At 71.7% G+C, this 19503-nt stretch carries 14 protein-coding genes; 3 read left to right on the top strand and 11 right to left on the bottom strand.

The features are described from left to right. Positions 1–5 precede the first annotated feature (5 nt). The 4 genes from LQ222_RS11365 to tcuA form a co-directional block, all read right to left on the bottom strand. Complete coding sequence (locus LQ222_RS11365) at positions 6–1178, bottom strand: thiolase domain-containing protein (protein WP_230166497.1); 1173 nt, start codon at positions 1176–1178, stop codon at positions 6–8. Between the two features lie 266 nt (positions 1179–1444). Continuing rightward, positions 1445–2065, bottom strand: a complete 621-nt coding sequence (locus LQ222_RS11360) for a M35 family metallopeptidase (RefSeq protein ID WP_230166495.1) — start codon at positions 2063–2065, stop codon at positions 1445–1447. A gap of 317 nt (positions 2066–2382) precedes the next feature. Continuing rightward, positions 2383–3501 carry a tricarballylate utilization 4Fe-4S protein TcuB gene (tcuB, locus tag LQ222_RS11355; protein WP_230166493.1) on the bottom strand — a complete coding sequence of 373 codons (1119 nt, stop codon included), beginning with the start codon at positions 3499–3501 and terminating at the stop codon, positions 2383–2385. A 4-nt stretch (positions 3502–3505) separates the two neighbouring features. Beyond that, positions 3506–4903, bottom strand: coding sequence for an FAD-dependent tricarballylate dehydrogenase TcuA (tcuA, locus tag LQ222_RS11350; RefSeq protein WP_230166492.1), 1398 nt, complete (start codon positions 4901–4903; stop codon positions 3506–3508). Between the two features lie 75 nt (positions 4904–4978). Here tcuA and LQ222_RS11345 point away from each other — a divergent pair, with 75 nt between their 5' ends. After that, entirely contained in the window at positions 4979–5653 is a 675-nt protein-coding gene (locus LQ222_RS11345; protein WP_230166490.1) for a GntR family transcriptional regulator, read from the top strand. 14 nt (positions 5654–5667) lie between these two features. Here the strand turns inward: LQ222_RS11345 and LQ222_RS11340 are convergent, their stop codons facing one another. The 4 genes from LQ222_RS11340 to LQ222_RS26285 all read right to left on the bottom strand — a co-directional run bounded on the left by LQ222_RS11340 (position 5668) and on the right by LQ222_RS26285 (position 15128). After that, on the bottom strand, positions 5668–5994 hold the full coding sequence (locus LQ222_RS11340; RefSeq protein WP_230166488.1) for an NIPSNAP family protein: 327 nt from the start codon (positions 5992–5994) through the stop codon (positions 5668–5670). 27 nt (positions 5995–6021) lie between these two features. Beyond that, entirely contained in the window at positions 6022–6990 is a 969-nt protein-coding gene (locus LQ222_RS11335) for a tripartite tricarboxylate transporter substrate binding protein (RefSeq protein WP_230166486.1), read from the bottom strand. A 62-nt stretch (positions 6991–7052) separates the two neighbouring features. After that, the gene (locus LQ222_RS11310) at positions 7053–12845 is read right to left on the bottom strand and encodes a hypothetical protein (protein ID WP_305800012.1); all 5793 of its coding nucleotides are present in this window, start codon (positions 12843–12845) and stop codon (positions 7053–7055) included. Between the two features lie 225 nt (positions 12846–13070). After that, positions 13071–15128, bottom strand: coding sequence for a calcium-binding protein (locus tag LQ222_RS26285; protein ID WP_305800011.1), 2058 nt, complete (start codon positions 15126–15128; stop codon positions 13071–13073). Between the two features lie 123 nt (positions 15129–15251). On the opposite strand from LQ222_RS26285, the gene LQ222_RS11280 reads away from it, so the two are divergent. Beyond that, complete coding sequence (locus LQ222_RS11280; protein ID WP_230166485.1) at positions 15252–16052, top strand: enoyl-CoA hydratase/isomerase family protein; 801 nt, start codon at positions 15252–15254, stop codon at positions 16050–16052. 52 nt (positions 16053–16104) lie between these two features. On the opposite strand, the gene LQ222_RS11275 is transcribed toward LQ222_RS11280, so the two are convergent. From LQ222_RS11275 to LQ222_RS11265, 3 genes are all read right to left on the bottom strand, one after another. Beyond that, positions 16105–17070, bottom strand: a complete 966-nt coding sequence (locus tag LQ222_RS11275; RefSeq protein ID WP_230166483.1) for a tripartite tricarboxylate transporter substrate binding protein — start codon at positions 17068–17070, stop codon at positions 16105–16107. Positions 17071–17194: 124 nt separating this feature from the next. Next, a complete protein-coding gene (locus LQ222_RS11270) occupies positions 17195–17797 on the bottom strand; it encodes a pyridoxamine 5'-phosphate oxidase family protein (RefSeq protein ID WP_230166481.1) in 603 nt (200 codons plus the stop codon). Positions 17798–17848: 51 nt separating this feature from the next. Next, positions 17849–18397, bottom strand: coding sequence for a carboxymuconolactone decarboxylase family protein (locus tag LQ222_RS11265; protein WP_230166479.1), 549 nt, complete (start codon positions 18395–18397; stop codon positions 17849–17851). Positions 18398–18512: 115 nt separating this feature from the next. Here LQ222_RS11265 and LQ222_RS11260 point away from each other — a divergent pair, with 115 nt between their 5' ends. Beyond that, positions 18513–19499 (top strand): LysR substrate-binding domain-containing protein, encoded by a 987-nt coding sequence (locus LQ222_RS11260; protein WP_230166478.1) that lies wholly within the window; start codon positions 18513–18515, stop codon positions 19497–19499. Positions 19500–19503: the final 4 nt, after the last annotated feature.

Here is a 19503-nt window from a genome sequence, read left to right as displayed (position 1 = left end):
CGTGATCACTCCCGTTCCATGATGAGGGTGGCGGAGCCGTGCCGGTGGCCCAGCAGCCCGCCGATGCCGTTGGCGAGCGCCAGCTTGCAGCCGGGCACCTGGACCTTGGCGTGGGCTTCGCCGCGCAGCTGGCGCACCGCCTCGATGACCTTTGTCATGCCGCCGCGGTTCGCCGGGTGGTTGTTGCACAGCCCGCCGCCATCGGTGTTGAAGGGCAGCTTGCCCACGCCGCTGATCAGGTTGCCGTCGGCGACGAAGGCGCCGCCCTTGCCCTTTTCCGCGAAGCCCAGGTCCTCGATCTGCATCAGCACCGTGATGGTGAAGCTGTCGTAGATCGACGCGTACTGGATGTCGGTCGGCTTGACCTTCGCTTCGTCGAAGGCCGCGGCACCGGATTGGCGCGCCGCCGAATAGGTCAGGTCGAGATGCCCGCCGCCCTGGTTCTTGGTGGCCTCGGCGCAGCCCAGCACCTTGACCATCGGGCGCTTGAGCGACTTCGCGATCTCCGGCCGCGCGACGATCAGCGCGCCGCCGCCATCGGAGATGACGCAGCAATCGAGGCGATGCAGCGGGTCCGCCACCATGGGCGAGTTCACCACGTCCTCGACCGTGACCACCTTGGGCAGCATGGCGTGCGGGTTGTGCTGCGCGTGCTGCGAGGCCGCGACCTTGATCCAGGCGAGCTGCTCCGACGTCGTGCCGTATTCGTACATGTGGCGCGCGGCGACATTGGCGTAGGAGGTGACCACGGTGCGCGCCATCGGGATCTCGAACGGATCGTCCGGGATATTGGGCGCCCAGGAGCGCGGTACCGTCCCCGTGGCCATGCCTTCGGCGCGCGGGCGGCCGGCCAGCGTGATGAGCGCGATGTTGCAGCGCCCTTCCTTGATGGCCTGCGCCGCGTGGCCGACATGCATGACATAGGAGCAGCCGCCCATGTCGGTGGAATCGACGTGGCGGAGCTTGGTGAGGCCCATGTAGTCGGCCTGGTTCAGCGGCCCGAGGCCGGGGGCGGCACCGGTGCAGAAGAAGCCGTCGATGTCGTCATGCGAGAGGCCGGCATCCTGCAGGGCGCCGTAGGCGACCTCGGCATGGAGTTGCGCGACCGACTGGCCCTCGGCCTTGCGCGTCGGGTGCTCGAAGGCCCCGACGATATAGGCTGCGCCGTTGATGCTCATGGCGGGGCTGTTTCCTCCTGGGCCGTGTGTGCCGCGGCAGGGAAGCAGCGGAGGCGGTGGATGTCGAGGGGGCGCCGGCACCACCGCGGATTCCTTCGGATCGTGCGGCTGCGCGATCGGGGAGCGGAAGGCGCGACGGTGCATGGCGCGCAGCCAAGCGGCCGGAGGCCGCGCCCGGCGATTGAGGGCACGCAAAAAACTTCCCCGCCGGACCCGCGCAGAATGCGCGGGTCCGGCGGGGCTTCACTGCCGACTGGGGGGCATTGTCAGCGCGGCAGGAACTCGGCGAAGTATTCGTAGTTGTCGGCGTTCATCTGCGCCGCGGCCGGATCGTCCTTCGCCAGGGCCTCGGCGCCGCGCGGCTGGTAGGCGTGGTCGCGCGCACCCAGCGCCAGGTGGCTCATCTCATGCACCACGATACCGCCCTGGCTGTCCTGGCCTGTGCGCCCGGCGCTGAAGAAGGTCGGGCAGAAGCCCATGATCTCGCGCGCGCCACCGCCCCAGCGGACATACGCGAAGGTCGGGCCGCGGCAGGCGCGGGCGTGGTTGCATTCATAGGCGACGCGGTTCTCGCGTTCGTCCAGGCCGCGCGAGATGGCGCGGAAGTTCTTGGCGATGGCACCGGCCGGGTTGGTGCCGAAGAAGCGCGCCAGGTGCGGGCGGATCGCCTCGGGCTCCAGCGTGAGCGACGCGATCGAGGCATTGGTCATCTGGCGCGCATCGCCGAAGGCGCGGCGGATGGTGGTGCGCTGTTCGTCGGTGCAGGTGCCGTCGGCGGACAGCGCGGGGCCCTGGCCCTGCCCGCCCTTCACACCCTGCGCGGCGAGCGGCAGCGGGGCCAGCATCAGGGTGGCGAGGGCGGCGGCGGTGGCGAAGGTCTTGCGCATCTCGGTCGGCCTTGGATCGGGTGGCAAACGGACCATGCGCGCGCCCGGGCAGGCCGGCGATGAAACGGTTCAGGTGAGTGCTTTCTTGACCTCAATCGCCGGCGCACGCATCCGCGTGCCTGGCTTGCGCGCCCTGCACGGGTGCACCGCGCACGGCTGGCGGTCTGGGCGCGGTCGCGCTTTGCGCTCCCGGATCGTGCATCCGCACGATCCGAAGGAGGGGATGTGATGTTCTTGGTGGGCGCGCCTGCCTGCCAACGCGACCCGCACCAGCGCTCCCGGCCCGAGACCGCGCCTCGGGCCGCAGAAGGTCGCGGTCAGCCGCCGCCGGCGGAGGGCTTCAGCACGCGCTTCTCGCGCGCATGACGCAACAGCGCGATGCCGCGATACACGCCATGCACCATCTTCGAATACGGCATCATCACGAAGAAGGCGAAGACCAGGCCGAGATGCAGGGCCAGCATGATGCCCATGGCGCCGGTATGGCGCACCACCAGCAGCAGCAGGCCGGTCGCGGCGATCAGGAACAGCATCGCCAGCATGGCGAATTCGCCGCCCAGCACGCGACGGGACACCGGGCCGGGATCGGTGACGATCTTGACCTGCATCAGCCCCGCCGCGCCGATCATCATCAGAACGCCGCCCCAGGTGCCGAACTGCACCGGCAGCGACAGGAAGGCATGCGGCGAATACCAGCCGAAGACGTAGTGGTAGATCGTGCCCGTGCTGGTGGCCGCGAAGCACAGCAGGAAGCCATACATCAGCGCCTGGTGCAGCCAGCGGCGACGCGTCGAGAAGCCCTCATCCAGGTCGTTGCAGCCATGGCCGCCGCCGCCGAGGTTGCGCATGGTGGCGATGTCGTGCGCGGCCTCGGCGGCTGGGCGCAGGCCGCCGCCGCCACCCAGGCCGCCGGTGGCGCGCAGGTAGTTGCGCGCGCCCATCACCATGGCCAGCACGCCGAAGCCGAAGGTGCCGACGCCCAGCAGGATCATCAGCCAATGCGGGATGACGCGGAAGAAGGCACCGACGCCACGCTGCGCCGACCACAGCACCGCCGGGTCCTGCAGCGCCACCGTCAGCACCAGCGCCAGCGTGACGCCGAGCGCGCCCAGCAGCGACACCACCGTGCCGTTGCGTTCGAAGGCGCGGCCGAGCGGCGCGGGCCAGGCGTGCTGCGCGTAGGAGTCCTGGCGGATCTCGGCGAAGGTCGCGGGCAGGTTGATGCCGAAGGCATGCGGCGGCGCGTATTGGCAGGCGTGGTAGCAGCCCTTGCAGCCATGACAGAGGTTCGCGAGGTGCGTGAGGTCGCCCTCGGAAAACGACCGCCGCATGGTCATGGCGGGGAAGACGGCGCAGTAGGATTCGCAATACCGGCAGGCATTGCAGACATCCATGAAGCGCCGGGCGTCGGCGATGGTCTCGGATTCCTGGGCCATCGCGTCAGTTCCTTACCAGCTTCGCGGCCTCGGCCCCGGCGATGCGGCCGAACACCGTGCCGATCGCCATGCCGAAGCCCGCCAGGTAGCCCTGGCCGAGGATATTGCCGGACATGATCTCGCCGGAGGCGAACATGTTCGCCGAGGGCTTGCCGTCGGCCATCAGCACGCGCGCCTGTTCGTTCACCTTCACCGACAGGAAGGTGAAGGTGATGCCCGGGCGCAGCGGGTGGCAGTAGTAGGGCGGCGTGTCGATGCGCCGCGCCCAGTGGGACTTCGGCGGCGCCAGGCCCTCGGTGCGGCAATCGTCCAGCGACTGCGCCTTGAAGGTGCCCGGCTGCACGGCCGCGTTGTAGTCGGCCACCACCTTTTCCAGCTTCGCTGCATCCAGCCCGATCATGCCGGCGAGTTCGGCGATGGTGTTCGCCTCATACGGCTTGAAGACCGGCGGCAGGTAGTTGTGCTGCGCCTTCACGTCATTGATCGCGAAGGCGACCTGGCCGGGCTGCTGCGCGATCAGCCGGCCCCAGATGGCGTAGCGCTTGGGCCAGACATCCTCGCCCTCGTCGTAGAAGCGTTCAACGTCGCGGTTCACCACGACCGAGAACGGCACGCAGTCGAGCCGCATGGCCAGGCCGCCATCTTCCATCGGCGCGCGCGCGTCGTTGGCCACGGCGTGGAACTGCGTCGGGTCGCCCACTTCCTGCACGCCCTGCGCCAGCAGGTCCTTCAGGATGCGGCCCTGTGCGTAGGGCGTGCCGCGGATCTGGAAATTGTCGGCGGCGTCGCCCCAGTATTGCCGCAGCCATTCGCGGTTGGCCTGGAAGCCGCCGGCGGAAGCGATGAAGGCCTTGAACCTGATGGTCGCGGGGAAGCCGCGGTGGGAGACGATCGCCTCGGTCGCGAAGCCGTCCTGCACCTCGATGTGCTGCACCTCGGTGTCGTACAGGATGGTGACGCCCAGCGCCTCCGCCGTGCGGTACAGCGCATTGATCAGCGCCTTGCCGCCGCCGAGGAAGAAGGCGTTGGTGCGGCTGAGCGACAGCGTGCCGGACAACGAGGGCTGGAACACCACGCCGCAGGATTGCAGGAAGCGCGGCGCCTCGGCGCTGGCGCGGATGCACACGCGCGCCAGGTGTTCGTTGGTCTTGCCGGCGGTGACGCGCAACAGGTCGTCCCAGTATTCGTCCTCGAGGTAGCTGTCGGTCAGCACATCGGTCGGCGCGGCGTGCAGGGATCGCACGTTGCGCGTGTGGCGCGAATTGCCGCCGCGCATCGGCCGCGGCGCGTGCTCGGCCACCACGACCGAGGCACCGGCGCGGCGCGCGGTGATCGCGGCACACAGCGCGGCATTGCCGCCGCCGGCGATCAGCACGTCGAAGGTCTGGCTCAGGTCGGCCATGGCGGCGCGTCCTCCCGTTCGCCCACGTGTATACAGATGTATCCAGGCATGTCCAGGGCGTGGTAGAACCGCGCCATGGATGGCTCCACCCCCTCGCGCGACCTGGGCGAAGCAGCCTATGCGCGCATCCGCGCGGCGATCCGCGACGGCTCGCTGGCCCCCGGCGAACGCCTCACCGAGGTCGATCTCGCGGCGCGCTTCGGCGTCTCCCGCACGCCGGTCCGCCAGGCCATCGCGCGGCTGGAGGCCGAGGGGCTGCTGACCCACGAGGCGCGCCGCGGCCTGACCGTCACGCGCCCGGACCACCAGCAGGTGGTCGAGCTCTATGTGATGCGCGAGGTGCTGGAAGGTGCCGCCGCGCGCCTGGCGGCGCAGCACGCCAGCGAGACGGAACTTGCCGCGATGGCCGAGATCGTCGCGGGCGAACCCGCCGCCTTCGGCGATGCCGCCGCGCTGGCCGCGGTGAACCAGCGCCTGCACGGGCTGCTCTATCTGGCCGCGCACAACCGCTATCTGCTGCGCAGCCTGGAGCAGCTCGCCGCCACCATGTCGCTGCTGCCATCCCTGCTGACGCGCGATGGCCGCGCCAAGGCGGCGCATGCCGAACACCGCGCCATCCTCAAGGCCATCGGCCGGCGCGACGGCGATGCCGCCGAGGCCGCCGCGCGCGCCCATGCCCGCGCGGCGCAGAAGCACCGCCTGGCCTGGATGGTGGGCACGCTGGGCGTGCCGCGCGCCACGCCGGGCTGACCGGCCGGCGCGCCCTACTTCACCGAGGAAAACGCCGTCGGCTGCAGGATCGCGCTGCTGACATTGGCCAGGATCGGGCCGTCGGCCTCGCTCTCGGCGCGCTTGGCGATCCATTCGGGGTCGGCCTGGAAGGCGGTCCACTTGGTCTCGCGCTCGGCCAGCGACTCCCAGGCCAGCAGGTAGTGCAGGTCGAGGTTGGATTCGCCGATCACCGTGGTCCAGAAGCCGGCCTGGCGGATGCCGTGGCGCTGCCAGATCGGCAGGGTGGTGTGCGCGAAGCGGTTCAGCAGCGCCGGCAGCCGGCCGGGCAGGCAGCGGTAGATGCGCAGTTCGTGCAGCATGCGGGGGTTTCCTTCCTGGTTGTTCGTTCAGCGCCCGGCGGGCAGCAGCCCGGCACGCCGCAACCCGGCGCGCTCGGCTTCGAGGGAGGCAGGCTGCGCTGCCTCGAACGCGGCATGGTCGAGGTACAGGCGCGGCATGTTGAAGCGCTGCATCACCAGCTTCACCGCATCCTCGTCCAGCGCATCGTGGAAGGCGTCGTGCAGGCGGGCCACCACGGCGGGGTCCATCCCGCGCGGACCGCCGATGCCATAGGGGCTGTCCACCACGACATCGATGCCGGCCTCGCGCAGTGTCGGCGCATCCGGGAAGCGCGGCATGCGCGCCGCACCCCAGACCACCAGCAGGCGGAAGCGGCCATCGGCCACCAGCGGCGCCCAGCCGGAGGCATCCGCCACCAGGTCCACCTGCCTGGACAGCAGCGCGGTGGTCAGCTCCCCGCCGCCGCGATAGGGCACGTGGGTCAGCTCCACGCCGGCGCGCTGCATGATGTCCAGCATCGTCATGTGCTGCACGGAGGTCGGCCCCAGCGTGCCATAGGTCAGCCGCCCCGGCGCGGCGCGCGCGGCGGCCAGCACGTCGTCCAGGCTGCGCCACGGGCTGTCGGCGTTCACCACGATGCCATGCGCCGATCCGCTGAGCTGCACGATCCAGGTGAAGTCGGCCAGGGAATTGAAGGTCGGGCGGTCGGCCGACAGCATGAAGCGATGCACGCCGCTGAACAGCTGCGCCAGCGTGTAGCCATCCGGCCGGGCATCCTTCAGCGCCGCCGCACCCAGCGTGCCGGAGGCGCCGGGCCGGTTCTCCGGCACCACCGGCTGGCCGAGCCGGCGCCCCGCGGCATCCGCGATGGCGCGCAGGAACACATCGGCCGAGGCGCCGGGCGGCCAGGGGATGAACAGGCGGATCGGCCGATCGGGGAAGCCGCCCTGCGCCAGGGCGGGCGCCGCCAAGAGCGAGGATGTCGCAAGCAGCGCGCGGCGCGCGACGTGGGCCATGGGCGGTGATCCTCGGCAGCAGCGGCGATGCTCGCAGGCAGCGCCGCCGCGCACAAGCCGCGCTACAGGATGAACCACCCCCCCGCACCCGGGCCGGTCGCGCTGGTGATGTCGATCTGCAGGTCCGCCGCGCCATCGCCGTTGGTGTCGCCCTGCGCGCGCCACTGGCCCGGCGATGTCAGCGTCACGCGCAGCTGCCCGGCGCTGAGCGCGCCGCCGCCGCTGAAGGCGGCACCGCCGATATAGGCGAAGGCCTGGTCATTCGCCGCCAGGGTATTGGCATCGATGAAGGACAGGTCGATGCGGTCGCCGGCGGTGAAGGTGAAATCCACCAGGGCGTCGGTGGCGATCGGCGAACTGTCGGCCGCCAGCGCGATGCGGAAGCGGTCGGCGCCGATGCCGCCCGACAGCGTATCGGCGCCCGCGCCACCCACCAGCGTATCGGCGCCATTGCCGCCGGAGAGCGAATCGTCGCCGACCAGCCCGCTCAGCAGATTGCCCAGCGCATTGCCCAGGATGGTATTGGCGATGCCATTGCCGGTGCCGGTCACCAGCGTGGTGCCGGACATCACCAGCACCTCGACATTGCCGGCCAGCAGCACCGCCGTGCCGTCGCTCGCGATGACGGTGTCCTGGCCCTTGTTCAGGCCTTCCACCACGATGTCGCCGGCGGTGATCACGTACAGGTCGCTGTCGAAGCCGCCTTCCAGCCGATCGATGCCCGCCCCGCCGGTCAGCGTATCCGCCCCCACGCCGCCCGACAGCGTATCGGCGCCGATGCCGCCGGTGATGGCATTGGCCAGCCCGTTGCCGGTGAAGGCATGGGCGATGCCGTTCGTCGCCACCAGGTTCTCGACGTTCAAGGCCAGGGTATGGCTGGCCAGCCCGGTGCGCACGGTGTCGATGCCCTGGTTCAGGTCCTCGATCACCACGTCGCCGATCGTGTCCACGATGTAGGTGTCGTTGTCCGCCCCACCGATCAGCCCGTCGATGCCCACCCCACCGGCCAGCGTGTCGTCGCCGCCTTCGCCCAGCAGCGTGTCGGCGGCGTTGCTGCCGGTGATGGCGTTGCCGAGCGCATTGCCGATCAGCAGATGCGCGATGGCGTTGGTCGCGACGAGGTTCTCGACATGCGCGCCGAGGGTGTAGGTCTGCAGCGTGGTCCGCACGCTGTCGGTGCCGCCGTTCAGCGCCTCGACCACCAGGTCGCCGGCATTGTCCACCACCATGGTGTCGTTGCCGGCGCCACCGACCAGGCTGTCGGCGCCGAGGCCGCCGACGATGGAATCGTTGCCGTTGCCGCCCGCGATCGTGTCGGCGCCGCCGGCGCCGGAGATGGTGTTGTCCAGCCCATTGCCGGTGAAGCGCCGCGCGCCGTTGCCCAGCGCCACCAGCACGTCGAGGTTGGCGGCCATGGCGAGGGTGAGGATGCCGGTCACCGCCGTGTCGATGCCCCCGCCCACCGCCTCGACCACCACGTCGCCGGGGGTGAGGATGTAGCGGTCGTCGTCGTCGCCGCCGACCAGGCGGTCGATGCCCGCGCCGCCATCCAGCGTGTCGGCGCCCGTGCCGCCCACCAGGCTGTCGGCGTCGTTGCCGCCGGACAGGCTGGAGCCACCGGCCGGGGTGGCATCGAGCGTGTCGTTGCCCTGCCCGCCGCGCAGCGTGCTGCTGCCGGCCGCCACCACCAGGATGTCGTCGTCGGCCCCGCCATCGAGCAGCGAACCGCCGATGGTATCCACGATGCTGTCATTGCCGGCGCCGCCATCCACCGTCGCGCCCGCGGCGCCGGCCAGGATGCTGTCGCCGCCGCCGCCGCCCAGCACACTGTTCGGGCCGCCATAGGCACCGATCGTGTCGGCGCCCTCGCCGCCCAGCAGCGTGCTGTTGCTGTTCACCGAGACGAGGAAGTCGCTGTCGAGGCCGCCATCGAGGTGCGATCCGGCGGAGAAGTCCGACAGCGTGTCGCTGCCCTCCCCGCCCAGGATCGTTTCGCTGCCCCTGGTGCCCTCGGCGAACAGCCGGTCCGCGCCGGTGCCGCCGATCAGCCCGCGGAAATCGCTCGCGCTGAAGGCATCGCCCTGCGCATCGCCGCCGAGGCCGCCACCAACGCCGGGAGAGCCGATGCTCGCCGTCACGCCGATCGTGGCCGAGGCATAGGACAGCCAGTCGATCCCGCCGCCGCCGCCGAGCGTATCCGCGCCCGCGCCGCCCTCCAGCGTGTCGTTGCCCGTTCCGCCCTGCAGCATGTCGTCGCCCGCGCCGCCGCGCAGCAGGTCGGCATCCTCGCCGCCATCGAGCAGGTCGGCGTCGTCGCCGCCATCGAGGCTGTCGTTGCCCGTCCCACCGCGCAGGAGGTTCTGGCCGCCATTGCCGGACAGCGTGTCGTCGCCTTCCCCGCCGAGCAGGGTGCTGGCGGCCAGGCCTGTCGTGAGCAGAAGGTCGTTGTCGGCGCCGCCATCGAGGAGGGTGCCGGTGAACTCGGCGGAATCCGACAGCGTGTCGTCGCCGGCGCCACCCAGCAGGGTGCTGCCGAGGTTGTTCGCGGAGGCGCTCGAAAACAGGCTGTCATTGTCGTCGCCGCCGTCGAGGAAGCCGCCGCCGGCGGTAAAGCCGAACTGCGCGAGCGTGTCGTTGCCCGCCTCCCCGGACAGGCTGTCGCCGATGCCGGACCCGGTGCGGATTCTGTCGTCGCCCCCGCCGCCCAGGATGGCGTCGCCGCTGAGCGAATCGTCGCCCTCCAGCGTGTCGTTCCCGCTGCCACCGATCAGGCCCTTGAAGCGCTGCTCATCCAGGATGAGATCGCCCTCCGCGTCGCCCCCCGCCACGATGCGGTTGTCCAGGTCGACGAAGACGCCCGCGGTGTCGGCGGCGTAGGACAGCCAGTTCAAGCCAAGGACGTCGTCGGTGAGGATATCGGCGCCCGCCCCGCCTTCCAGCGTGTCGTCGCCGGCGCGCCCCTCCAGGCTGTCGTCGCCCGCGCCGCCGAAAATCAGGTTCGCGGACGACGAGCCGAGGATGGTGTCGGCGCCGTCGCCCGAGATGTAGACCTCGATGCCGAGGATGCTCTCGCCGAAATTCGTCGTACCGGTCTGGAGGTCGAGCAGGTAGTTGTCGGCGAAGAAGGTGGCGTCCACCGTGTCGACGCCGGTGCCGCCCTGCACCGTGTGGATGCTGGTGCCGAGGATGATCAGGTCGTCGTTGGCGCCGCCATCGACGGTTTCCCGCGCATTGTCGGCCGCGCGCAGGTCGATGGTGTCGTTGCCGAAGCCGCCGAGGATGGAATCGCTGCCATCGCCGCCAAGCAGGCTGTCGTTCTCGTCGCCGCCGACCAGGGTGTCGTCGCCCTCGCCGCCGTCCATCACCTCGTCGCCAGCACCTAAGGCGAACAGGCTGTCGTTGCCGCCGCCGCCCAGCACCGTGTCCGCGGCGTTGTCGCGGCCGACCAGCGTGTCGTTGCCCGACCCGCCGATCAGGCCGGAGAAGCCGGCGCCGACGATGCTGTCGCCTTGAGCATCGCCCCCAACGGCAAGGTTCGTTTGCAGGTCGATGTCCACGCCCACCATGTCGCCGGCATAGGACAGCCAGTCGATCCCGCCGCCGCCATCGATCGTATCGGCCTCCGCGCCGCCCTCCAGCGTGTCGTCGCCGGTCCCGCCCCGCAGCACGTCGAGACCGAAGCCGCCGCGCAGCAGGTCGTTGTCCGCGCCGCCATCCATGCTGTCGGCGGAGCCTTCGGTGGCGCTGAGCGTGTCGTTGCCCTCGCCGCCCAGCAGAGTGGTGCTGTTGCCAAAGGACGCGTCGGTACTGAGCAGGTCGTTGTCGGCACCGCCATCGAGGAAGGCGGGGCCGTTCCCCGTGTAGACCAGCGTGTCGTTGCCCGCCTCGCCCCACAGGCTGTCGTCAAAACTGCTGGAGATGCGGATGCTGTCATCGCCCCCGCCGCCCAGGATCCTGTCCCCGTTCAGCGAATCATCGCCCTGCAGCGTGTCGTTGCCGGCGCCGCCGATCAGGCCGCGGAAGCTTTGCGCAGTCGTGATGACATCGCCCGCCGCATCGCCGCCGGACAGCGAGCGGCTGAACAGGTCGACATTCACGCCCGCGGTGTCGGTGGCATAGGACAGCCAGTTGAAGCCGATGGTGTCGTCGCCGAGCACGTCGGCGCCCGCGCCGCCGACCAGCGTGTCGTTGCCCGCCTGGCCGCGCAGCGTGTCGTTGCCCGCCTGGCCGTCGAGCAGGTTGGCATTGGCATCGCCGACCAGGAGGTCGCCCACGGTGGTGTTCGACCCGACCAACCCCTCGATGCCCACCAGCGTGTCGCCGACCCCGGCACGGTCGGCGAGGATGCTGCCGTCGAGCGAGATGAACACCCCGCCGGTGGCGCCGCTGTAGGCGGCGATGTCGAAGCCCTCGCCGCCATCCAGGCTGTCCGCGCCATAGCCGCTGAACAGCGTGTCGTTGCCGCCGAAGCCCAGCAGCGTGTCGTTGCCCAGGCCGGGGGTTCCGGGAACACCCGGATTGATGGGCAGGTCGAGCGTGCCGTCGATCAGGTTGTCGCCGCCATCGCCGCCCAGCAGGTCGTTGGCGCCGGAGCCGAACAGGCCCTCGACCGAGACGAGCTCGTCCCCGACGGCGTCGCCGGTGGCGGTGAGGCTGCCGTCCAGCGCCACCGTCACGGCGGTGGTGCCTTCGTAGGAAGCGATGTCGAAGTCGTCGCCGCCGTCCAACCTGTCGGCGTTGTTCCCGCCGACGAGGGTGTCGTTGCCGATCTCGCCGAACAGCTGGTCATCGAGGCCGAAGACGATGCCGGTGCCGCCGCCGCGCAGCAGGTCGTCGCCGTCGCCGCCGAACAGGTCGTCGAAGGCCGCGCCGCCGTCGAGCGTATCGTTGTCGCTGCCGCCGGAGAAGAGGTCGGAGTCGTCGCCGCCGACCAGGCTGTCGTCGCCCTCCCCGCCGTCGAGCGTGTCGGCGCCGGTCCCGCCGAGGATCGTATCCGCGCCCGCATTGCCCCGCAGGTCGTCGTTGTCCGCGCCGCCGATGATCGCGTCCGCGCCCTGCGAGCCGACCACGGTGTCGTTGCCGGCGCCGGCATCGAGGGTCAGGCGCATCCGGCCCGAAACCGGGCCGGCGTTGATCGAGTCATCGCCGCCCTGCGTGCTGATCACCAGCGTATCGATCGCGCTGTCGGCATTCACCACGGTGACGGTGGCGGCAAGGCCCCCCACGACCACGCCGCCGGGGTCGTTGAAGAGCTGCACCTGCTGCACGGCATCGCTGCCGGTGAGGTTGACGAGATCGGCCGCGCCATCGCTGCCCGCCGCGCTGCCCGCGAGGTCGATCCGCACCGCCTGCACGCCACTGCCCGCGAGGTCGCCCAGCGTGATGGCATCCGCCCCGCCGCGCGCGCCCAGCGTCACCTGCTCGACCATGCCGAGCGTGACCGCGGCCGCGCCGACGTTGCGCTGCAGCAGCGCGCCGCCGCCCTGGGCCGAGAGGGTGAAGACCTCGGCCGCGTTCGCGCCGTTGAACAGCAGCGTATCGGTGCCGGCATCGCCCTGCAGGACGTCGTTGTCGTCGCCGGCGTTCCACACGAAGGTGTCGTTGCCGCCACCGCCCGCCAGGGTGTCGTTGCCGTCGCCGCCGGTCAGCCGGTCGTTGTCGTTGCCGCCGTCGAGCCGGTCCGTGCCGGTCCCGCCATCGATCGTGTCGTTGCCGCCTTCGCCCCGCACGCTGTCGGCGCCGCCGAAGGCGGAGATGCTGTCCGCGGCCGCGCCGGGCGTCCCGCCGGTGACCCCGGGGCTGGCGAAGCCGCCCGTGATGGTTTCGTCCGCGTTGCCGCCGGTGATGGTCGCCATGGTGGTGCCCCCGCCAGAAGCGGGTGCGGCCCGGCCGACCCCGATTTCGCTACCAGATCAAATGCTAGAGATACGACCGCTGCCGCACAACGCCATCCAGGTTGCAGAAGCCCTGGCGACTCAAGCGCCGGTTGCGCGGCGCCTGGTCGCGAGGCCGCCGCGCGGGGCCGGGGCAGCTGGTGGCCGGGCGCGCGGCGCCGCAGGATGGCCCCGGCCAGGCGCCGGTCAGAGGAGGAACCACCCCCCCACGGGCGTGGCGGTGCCGAGGATGTCGATCGCGACATCCGCCATCCCGTCGCCATCGGTGTCGCCCTCGGCCCGCCAGGCGCCCGCGCCGGTGGATGCCACGCGCCACTGCCCGGCCCCCGCGGCGCCGCCGCCGGCGAACGCCGCCGAGTCGATGAAGACGAAGGCCTGGTTGCCGGCGACCAGCGCATTGGCGTCGATGGCGCGCAGGTCCACGCGGTCCACCCCCGGCGCGCCGCCGCGGGTGAAGTCGGTGATGCGGTCCGGTGCCGCGGCCGCGCTGTCGGCCACGGCCAGCAGGCGGAAGACATCGGGGCCCGCGCCGCCCGACAGCGTATCGCGCCCCGCCCCGCCCAGCAGCACATCGGCGCCCAGCCCGCCCGACAGCGAATCATGCCCCGCCAAGCCCGCCAGCAGGTTGCCCGCATCGTTGCCGATGATGGTGTTGTCCAGCCCGTTGCCGGTGCCGTTGCGCAGCGTGTCGCCGGCCAGCAGCAGGACGTCCAGGTTGGCGCCCAGCGCCGCCGCGGTGCCGGTGGTGGCCAGCACGGTGTCGCGGCCCTGGCCGGCGAGTTCCACCACCAGGTCGCCCGCGGTGGTGATGTAGCGGTCATCGCCCAGGCCGCCGGCCAGCCGGTCGATGCCGGCGCCGCCATCGATGCTGTCATGGCCGGCGGCGCCGGTCAGCGTATCGGCGCCGGCCCCGCCGGTGAGCTGGTTGTCCAGGCCATTGCCGGTGAAGCGATGGGCGATGCCGTTGGCCGCCACCACCGCGTCGACATGCGCGCCGAGGGTGAGTGTGGCGAGGGTGGTGAACACCATGTCGAAGCCCTGGCCGGCCAGTTCGACCACCACGTCGCCCGCCTGCTGCACGACATAGCGGTCGCTGCCGGTGCCGCCGACAAGGCGGTCGTTGCCGCCGCCGCCATCCAGCGTATCGGCGCCGGCGGCGCCCGCGAGCGTATCGGCCAGCGCGCCACCGGTGAGGAGGTTGGCGACCGCATTGCCGGTCAGGCGCTGTGCCGCGCCGCCGAGGCCCGAAAGGTCCTCGAGGTTGGCGCCGAGCGCATAGGCGGCGCGCGAGGTCAGCACCAGGTCGCGGCCCTCATTGGCGAATTCGATGGCGAATTCGCCGGCATCCTCGACCACGTAGGTGTCGTGGCCGGCGCCGCCGCGCAGGCTGTCGGCACCGGCGCCGCCGGCCAGCCAGTCCTGGCCGCCGCCGCCGGTCAGGGTGTCGGCGCCGGCGCCGCCGAACAGGCTGTCGTCGCGCGTGCTGCCGGCCAAGCGGTCGGCATGGTCGGTGCTGAGCACGGCCTCGATATCCTCGGCCAGGCTGTCGCCGGCGGCCTCCCCGCCGCTGCCCAGGCCCAGGGCGAGGTCGAGCGTGACGCCGGCGGTGGCGCCGGCATGGCTCAGGGTGTCCGCCCCGCCGCCGCCGGCCAGCGCATCGGCGCCGCTGCCGCCCTGGATCAGGTCGCGGCCGGCCCCGCCGCGGATGGTGTCGGCCCCGGTGCCGCCGCGCAGCGTATTGGCGCCGCCCTGCGCGACGATGGAATCCTCGCCCGCCCCACCGTCGATGAGGTCGCTGCTGGTGCCGAAATCGGCGAAGGCCTGGATGGTGTCGTGGCCGCCGGCGCCGAGGATGGTTTCGTTCACCGCGTCATGGGCGATGATGGCATCGTTGCCGCTGCCGCCGAGCAGCGCCTCGAACCCGCTCGCGATGCTGTCGCCCTCGGCGTCGCCGCCGCGCGCGGAGAGGAAGTACAGGTCGATCGACACGCCGGCCGTGTCGGTCGCGTAGGCGATCCAGTCGATGCCGGTGCCGCCGTCGAGCAGGTCGATGGCGGACCCGCCTTCGAGCGTGTCGTTGCCCGCGCCGCCGAACAGCGAATCGATGCCGGCGCCGCCGGCCAGGATGTCGGCGCCGTCCTCGCCGTCGAGCCGGTCGGCGCCGGCGCCGGGCGGTGGCCCGCCCACGCTGTTGAGCAGCGGCGTGATGGTGTCGTCGCCGCCGGTGCCGGTGATCTGGACCATGTGCCGCCTCCGTCGCGGGAAGGTGGCGGCGACGGGTTAACGGGGGCTGAAGGCAGGGCCAGCATGACAGGTCGGCCGTCCCGGCGCAGTCTGCGCGGCAACCGCATATCGAGGAACCGCACGATGGACCTGCCGACCTACGAGACCTTGGCGCTGGAGGCGGCGGAGCCGCATGTGCTGGTGGTGCGGCTGAACCGCCCGCAGGTGTCGAATGCGCTGAACACCCAGATGGGGCGGGACCTGCATGCGCTGTGGTCGTGGCTGACCGCCGAGCCTGGCGACACGCGCTGCGTGGTGTTCACCGCGGCCGGGGAGAAGGCCTTCTGCGGCGGCGGCGACCTCAAGGAACGCCACGGCATGACCGATGCGCAATGGCGCCACCAGCACGAGATCTTTGAACGCGCCTATTGGACGATGCTGGATTGCCCGCTGCCGATCGTCGCGGCGGTGACGGGCCATGCCTATGCCGGCGGGTTGGAAATGGTGCTGGCGTCCGACTTCGCCTATGGCGTGGCGGGGGCGCGCTTCGCGCTGACCGAGGTGACCATCGGCATCATGCCCGGTGCGGGCGGCACGCAGACCCTGCCGCGCATCGTGGGCGAGCGCCGCGCCAAGGAGATCATCCTGACCGGCACGCCCTTCACCGCGGCCGATGCGCTGGACTGGGGCATCCTGAACAAGGTGTTCGATACGCGCGAGGAGTTGCACGACGCGGCGATGGCGACGGCGCGGCGCATCGCGGCCAATGCGCCGCTGTCGGTGCGCCAGGCCAAGCGGTCGATGCATTTCGGGCTGCAGATGGACCTGCGCAGCGCGCTACGCTTCGAGATCGAATGCTACAACCAGCTGGTCGGCACGGATGACCGTCGCGAGGGCATCGCATCCTTCAACGAGAAGCGCCGGCCGGTGTTCCAGGGGCGGTGAGGCACGCCGCAGCTTCACCCGACCAGGCGTGGCCGTCTGATCGGGATCGGTTCTAATTCGCGGTGGCCCCCGCCCGCGCGATGATCGGGCGCCACTTCTGCGTCTCGGCGCGGATGAAGCCGGTCAGCTGTTCGGGCGTGGAGGGTGCGGGCTCAAGCCCGTGCCTGGCCAGGTTGGAGGCCACGTCGGGGTCGCGCATCGCCTCGTTCATCGCGGCGTTGACGCGGTCCACGACCGGGCGCGGCAGGGCGCGCGGGCCCATCATGGCGTACCAGTTCGCCACCTCGTAGCCGGGCAGGTTCGCCGCTTGCGCGACCGTCGGCACGTCCGGCAGCAGGGCGGACCGGCGCGGCGAGGGCACCGCCAGCGCGCGCAGCCGCCCGGCCTCGATATGCGGCAGCACGGTCGCCGCCGTGGCGACCGAGAAATCCACCTTGCCCGACAGGATATCCGTGATGAGCTGCCCGCCGCCGCGATAGGGCACGTGGATGGTGTCGATCCCGGCCATGGAATCGAGCAGCGCGCCGCCCAGGTGCCCCGCGCCGCCGACGCCCGAGGAACCGTAGGAGAGCTCGCCCGGCTTCGCCTTCGCCGCGGCGATCAGCTCCGCCAGCGTGCGCCAGGGCTTCTCGGGCGCGACGACGACGAAGTTGGTCACCTCGACCGACCGGCCGATGGCGGTGAGGTCGGTCAGCACGTCGAAGGGCAGCCGCGTCATGATCGGGTTCATCACCAGCGAGGCGATGGTGCCCATCATCAGCGCGGTGCCGTCGGCGGGCGCATTGACGGTGGCCTCCGAGGCCAGGTTGCCGCCGGCGCCGGGGCGGTTCTCGACCACGATCGGCTGGCCGAGCAGCGTCTGGAGCTTCGCGCCGATGGTGCGGGTGGTGATGTCGGTCCCGCCGCCCGGCGCGAAGCCCACCAGCACGCGGATCGGCCGCGTGGGCTGCCATTGCGCGAGGGTGGGCGTGGCGAGGGTCGCGAGGGCCCCGGCCCCCAGCAGGCGTCGCGTGATCATGGTGGTTTCCTCCGGCGGCGATGGGCCTTTGGCACGAGGCTAGCGCCACATGCGCGCCGGCACCAACGGGCAGGCGGGGGCCGGAGCGCCAGGGGCGTGTCGGCCGGGACGCGCATGCCGGCCTTCAGCCCCCTGGCCGGCGCGCCCGTTCGAGCTCCGCCTCCAGCTCGGCGATACGCGCATCCTTGCGCGCGAGCGCGGCGGCGACGTCCTCGGCCTCGAAGCGCTGCGGGATATGCTGCGGGCAATTGGCGTCCCAGGCGATGATGCGGAACAGGATGGCCTGTTCGGCCGGCGCGCCCGCGGGCGCCAGCATCGCGAGCAGCGCGGGGTCGTCCGCCGCCACGCGCGCCTCGCCCCAGATCTTGATGCGCCGGCGGTTCGCGTAGTCCATCACGAACAGCTGCGCGCGCGGGTTCTCCGACAGGTTGCCGAGCGTGATGTATTGCCGGTTGCCGGCCAGGTCGGCGAAGGCCAGCGTCTCGGGGTCGAGCACGCGCAGGAAGCCGGGCGGGCCGCCGCGATGCTGGATATAGGGCTGCCCCTCGGCGCTGGCGGTCGCCAGGTAGACGCTGCGCGCCTGCGCGAGGAAGGCCGCGAGGTCGGGCGTGACCTCGGTGCGCCAGCCGCCGCGGCGTTCCATGCGGGCATAGCCCTCGCGCGATCCGCGGGCGGACTGGATGGCCTTCACGGCGGGGGAGAAGGCGACGTCGCTCGGCGTGGTCATGGTGGCGGTTCTCCGGCACGGGGAGGGCGCGCGCCCTCCCCGGCATGGGGTTCAGGCGGCGCGGGCGACCGGGGCGGGGAAATCCACCTCGGTCCCGGCGACCTGGTTGACGTAGTTGGTCAGCGTGTTCAGCGCGACATGGGCGACGATCTCGAGGATCTCGGCATCGCTCCAGCCCGCCGCGCGCACGGCATCGAGGTCGGCCGCGCCGACATTGCCGCGCGCCTGCGTCACTGCCACGGCGAAGCGCAGCGCCGCATTCGCCTTGGCATCGGCCGAGCGGCCGGCGCGCGCGGCGGCGATCTCGGCGGTGTCGAGCTTCACGAGGTTGGCGCCGATGTAGGAATGCGCCGCCAGGCAGTAGTCGCAGCCATTGATCTCGGCGACGGCAAGGGCGATGCGCTCGCGCGTGCGGGCATCGAGCGCGCCCTTGCCCAGCGCGCCGGACAGGCCGAGGTAGCCCGACAGCGTCGCCGGGCTGCTGGCCAGCAGGCGGAACAGGTTGGGCACCGAGCCGAGCTGCTGCTGCACGGCATTCAGCTGCGGGTGCGTCGCGGCCGGCGCGTCGGCGATGGTGGCCGGGGTGGGAATGCGGGACATGGGGTTTCTCCTGGTGCGGGGGCGGGCGATCCGTCCCGTGGGCTGGAGAATGGCGCCTGGCGCCGGGTGCGATAATCTGGCAATTTTGCACGACATTGCTGTGGATTTGGCAACAATGACCGACCGCTTCGACGCCATGGCCGCCTTCGTCGCGGTGGCGGATGCGCAGGGCTTCGCCGCGGCAGCGCGACGGCTGGGCGCCTCACCCTCGGCGGTGACGCGGCTGGTGGCGGGGCTGGAGGAACGGCTCGGGCTGCTGCTGCTGCAGCGCACGACGCGGCGGGTGGCGCTGACCGATGCCGGGGCGCGCTTCCTGGCGCGCGCCAGGCGCATCCTGGCCGACCTGCGCGAGGCGGAGGAGTTCGCCGAGGCCGAGCGCGCCGCGCCGTCGGGCCACCTGGTGGTGGCGGCGCCGGTGATGTTCGGGCGGCTGCATGCGGGGCCGCTGGTCTGCGATTTCCTGTCGCGTCATCCGGCGCTGACCGCGGAGCTGACGCTGTCGGACCGCAACATCGACCTGCTGGAGGAGGGCGTCGATGTCGCGCTGCGCATCGGCAGGCTGGAGGACAGCGCGCTGGTGGCGCGGCGTGTCGGGCAGACGCGGCGCGTGTGGGTGGCGGCACCCGGCTACCTGGCGCAGGCCGGCCTGCCCGCGGTGCCGGCGGATCTCGACCGGCACCGGCTGATCCACTGCACCGCGCTCGGCGCCGCGCGCGCCTGGCGCTTCCACCGCGGCGGCGAGGAGGAGGTGCGCGCGATCGCGCCGCGCTACGTGACCAACAGCGTCGATGCCGCGCTGTGGCACGCCGCGCAGGGTGGCGGCGTGACCATGGCGCTGGCCTACCAGGCGCAGGAGGCGCTGCGCGCGGGCCGGCTGGCGCTGGTGCTCGAGGCGTTCGAGCCGGAGCCGCTGCCGATCCAGTTCGTCTATCCCTCGGCGCGGCTGCTCTCGGCCAAGGTGCGCGCGCTGGTCGACCTCGCGGTGGCGACGCGGGACTGGCGGTTCCTGGCGGGCGGGGCGGCGCCGGGCAGCCCGGGGCCCGATGCGCCTGCCCGGCCGGGCACGGCGCCTGGCGGCCGCCGGCGGCCGCGCGCCGGCTGAAGGC

Source organism: Roseomonas sp. CECT 9278, from assembly GCF_918698155.1.
GTDB lineage: Bacteria > Pseudomonadota > Alphaproteobacteria > Acetobacterales > Acetobacteraceae > Neoroseomonas.
Note: the sequence above shows the minus strand (reverse complement) of the source record. Positions and strands in the feature narration are given on the sequence as shown.

Coding starts and splice junctions, on each gene's coding strand:
- LQ222_RS11365 (WP_230166497.1), bottom strand. CDS start 1,178: ATGAGCATCAACGGCGCAGCCTATATCGTCGGGGCCTTCGAGCACCCG.
- LQ222_RS11360 (WP_230166495.1), bottom strand. CDS start 2,065: ATGCGCAAGACCTTCGCCACCGCCGCCGCCCTCGCCACCCTGATGCTG.
- tcuB (WP_230166493.1), bottom strand. CDS start 3,501: ATGGCCCAGGAATCCGAGACCATCGCCGACGCCCGGCGCTTCATGGAT.
- tcuA (WP_230166492.1), bottom strand. CDS start 4,903: ATGGCCGACCTGAGCCAGACCTTCGACGTGCTGATCGCCGGCGGCGGC.
- LQ222_RS11345 (WP_230166490.1), top strand. CDS start 4,979: ATGGATGGCTCCACCCCCTCGCGCGACCTGGGCGAAGCAGCCTATGCG.
- LQ222_RS11340 (WP_230166488.1), bottom strand. CDS start 5,994: ATGCTGCACGAACTGCGCATCTACCGCTGCCTGCCCGGCCGGCTGCCG.
- LQ222_RS11335 (WP_230166486.1), bottom strand. CDS start 6,990: ATGGCCCACGTCGCGCGCCGCGCGCTGCTTGCGACATCCTCGCTCTTG.
- LQ222_RS11310 (WP_305800012.1), bottom strand. CDS start 12,845: ATGGCGACCATCACCGGCGGCAACGCGGACGAAACCATCACGGGCGGC.
- LQ222_RS26285 (WP_305800011.1), bottom strand. CDS start 15,128: ATGGTCCAGATCACCGGCACCGGCGGCGACGACACCATCACGCCGCTG.
- LQ222_RS11280 (WP_230166485.1), top strand. CDS start 15,252: ATGGACCTGCCGACCTACGAGACCTTGGCGCTGGAGGCGGCGGAGCCG.
- LQ222_RS11275 (WP_230166483.1), bottom strand. CDS start 17,070: ATGATCACGCGACGCCTGCTGGGGGCCGGGGCCCTCGCGACCCTCGCC.
- LQ222_RS11270 (WP_230166481.1), bottom strand. CDS start 17,797: ATGACCACGCCGAGCGACGTCGCCTTCTCCCCCGCCGTGAAGGCCATC.
- LQ222_RS11265 (WP_230166479.1), bottom strand. CDS start 18,397: ATGTCCCGCATTCCCACCCCGGCCACCATCGCCGACGCGCCGGCCGCG.
- LQ222_RS11260 (WP_230166478.1), top strand. CDS start 18,513: ATGACCGACCGCTTCGACGCCATGGCCGCCTTCGTCGCGGTGGCGGAT.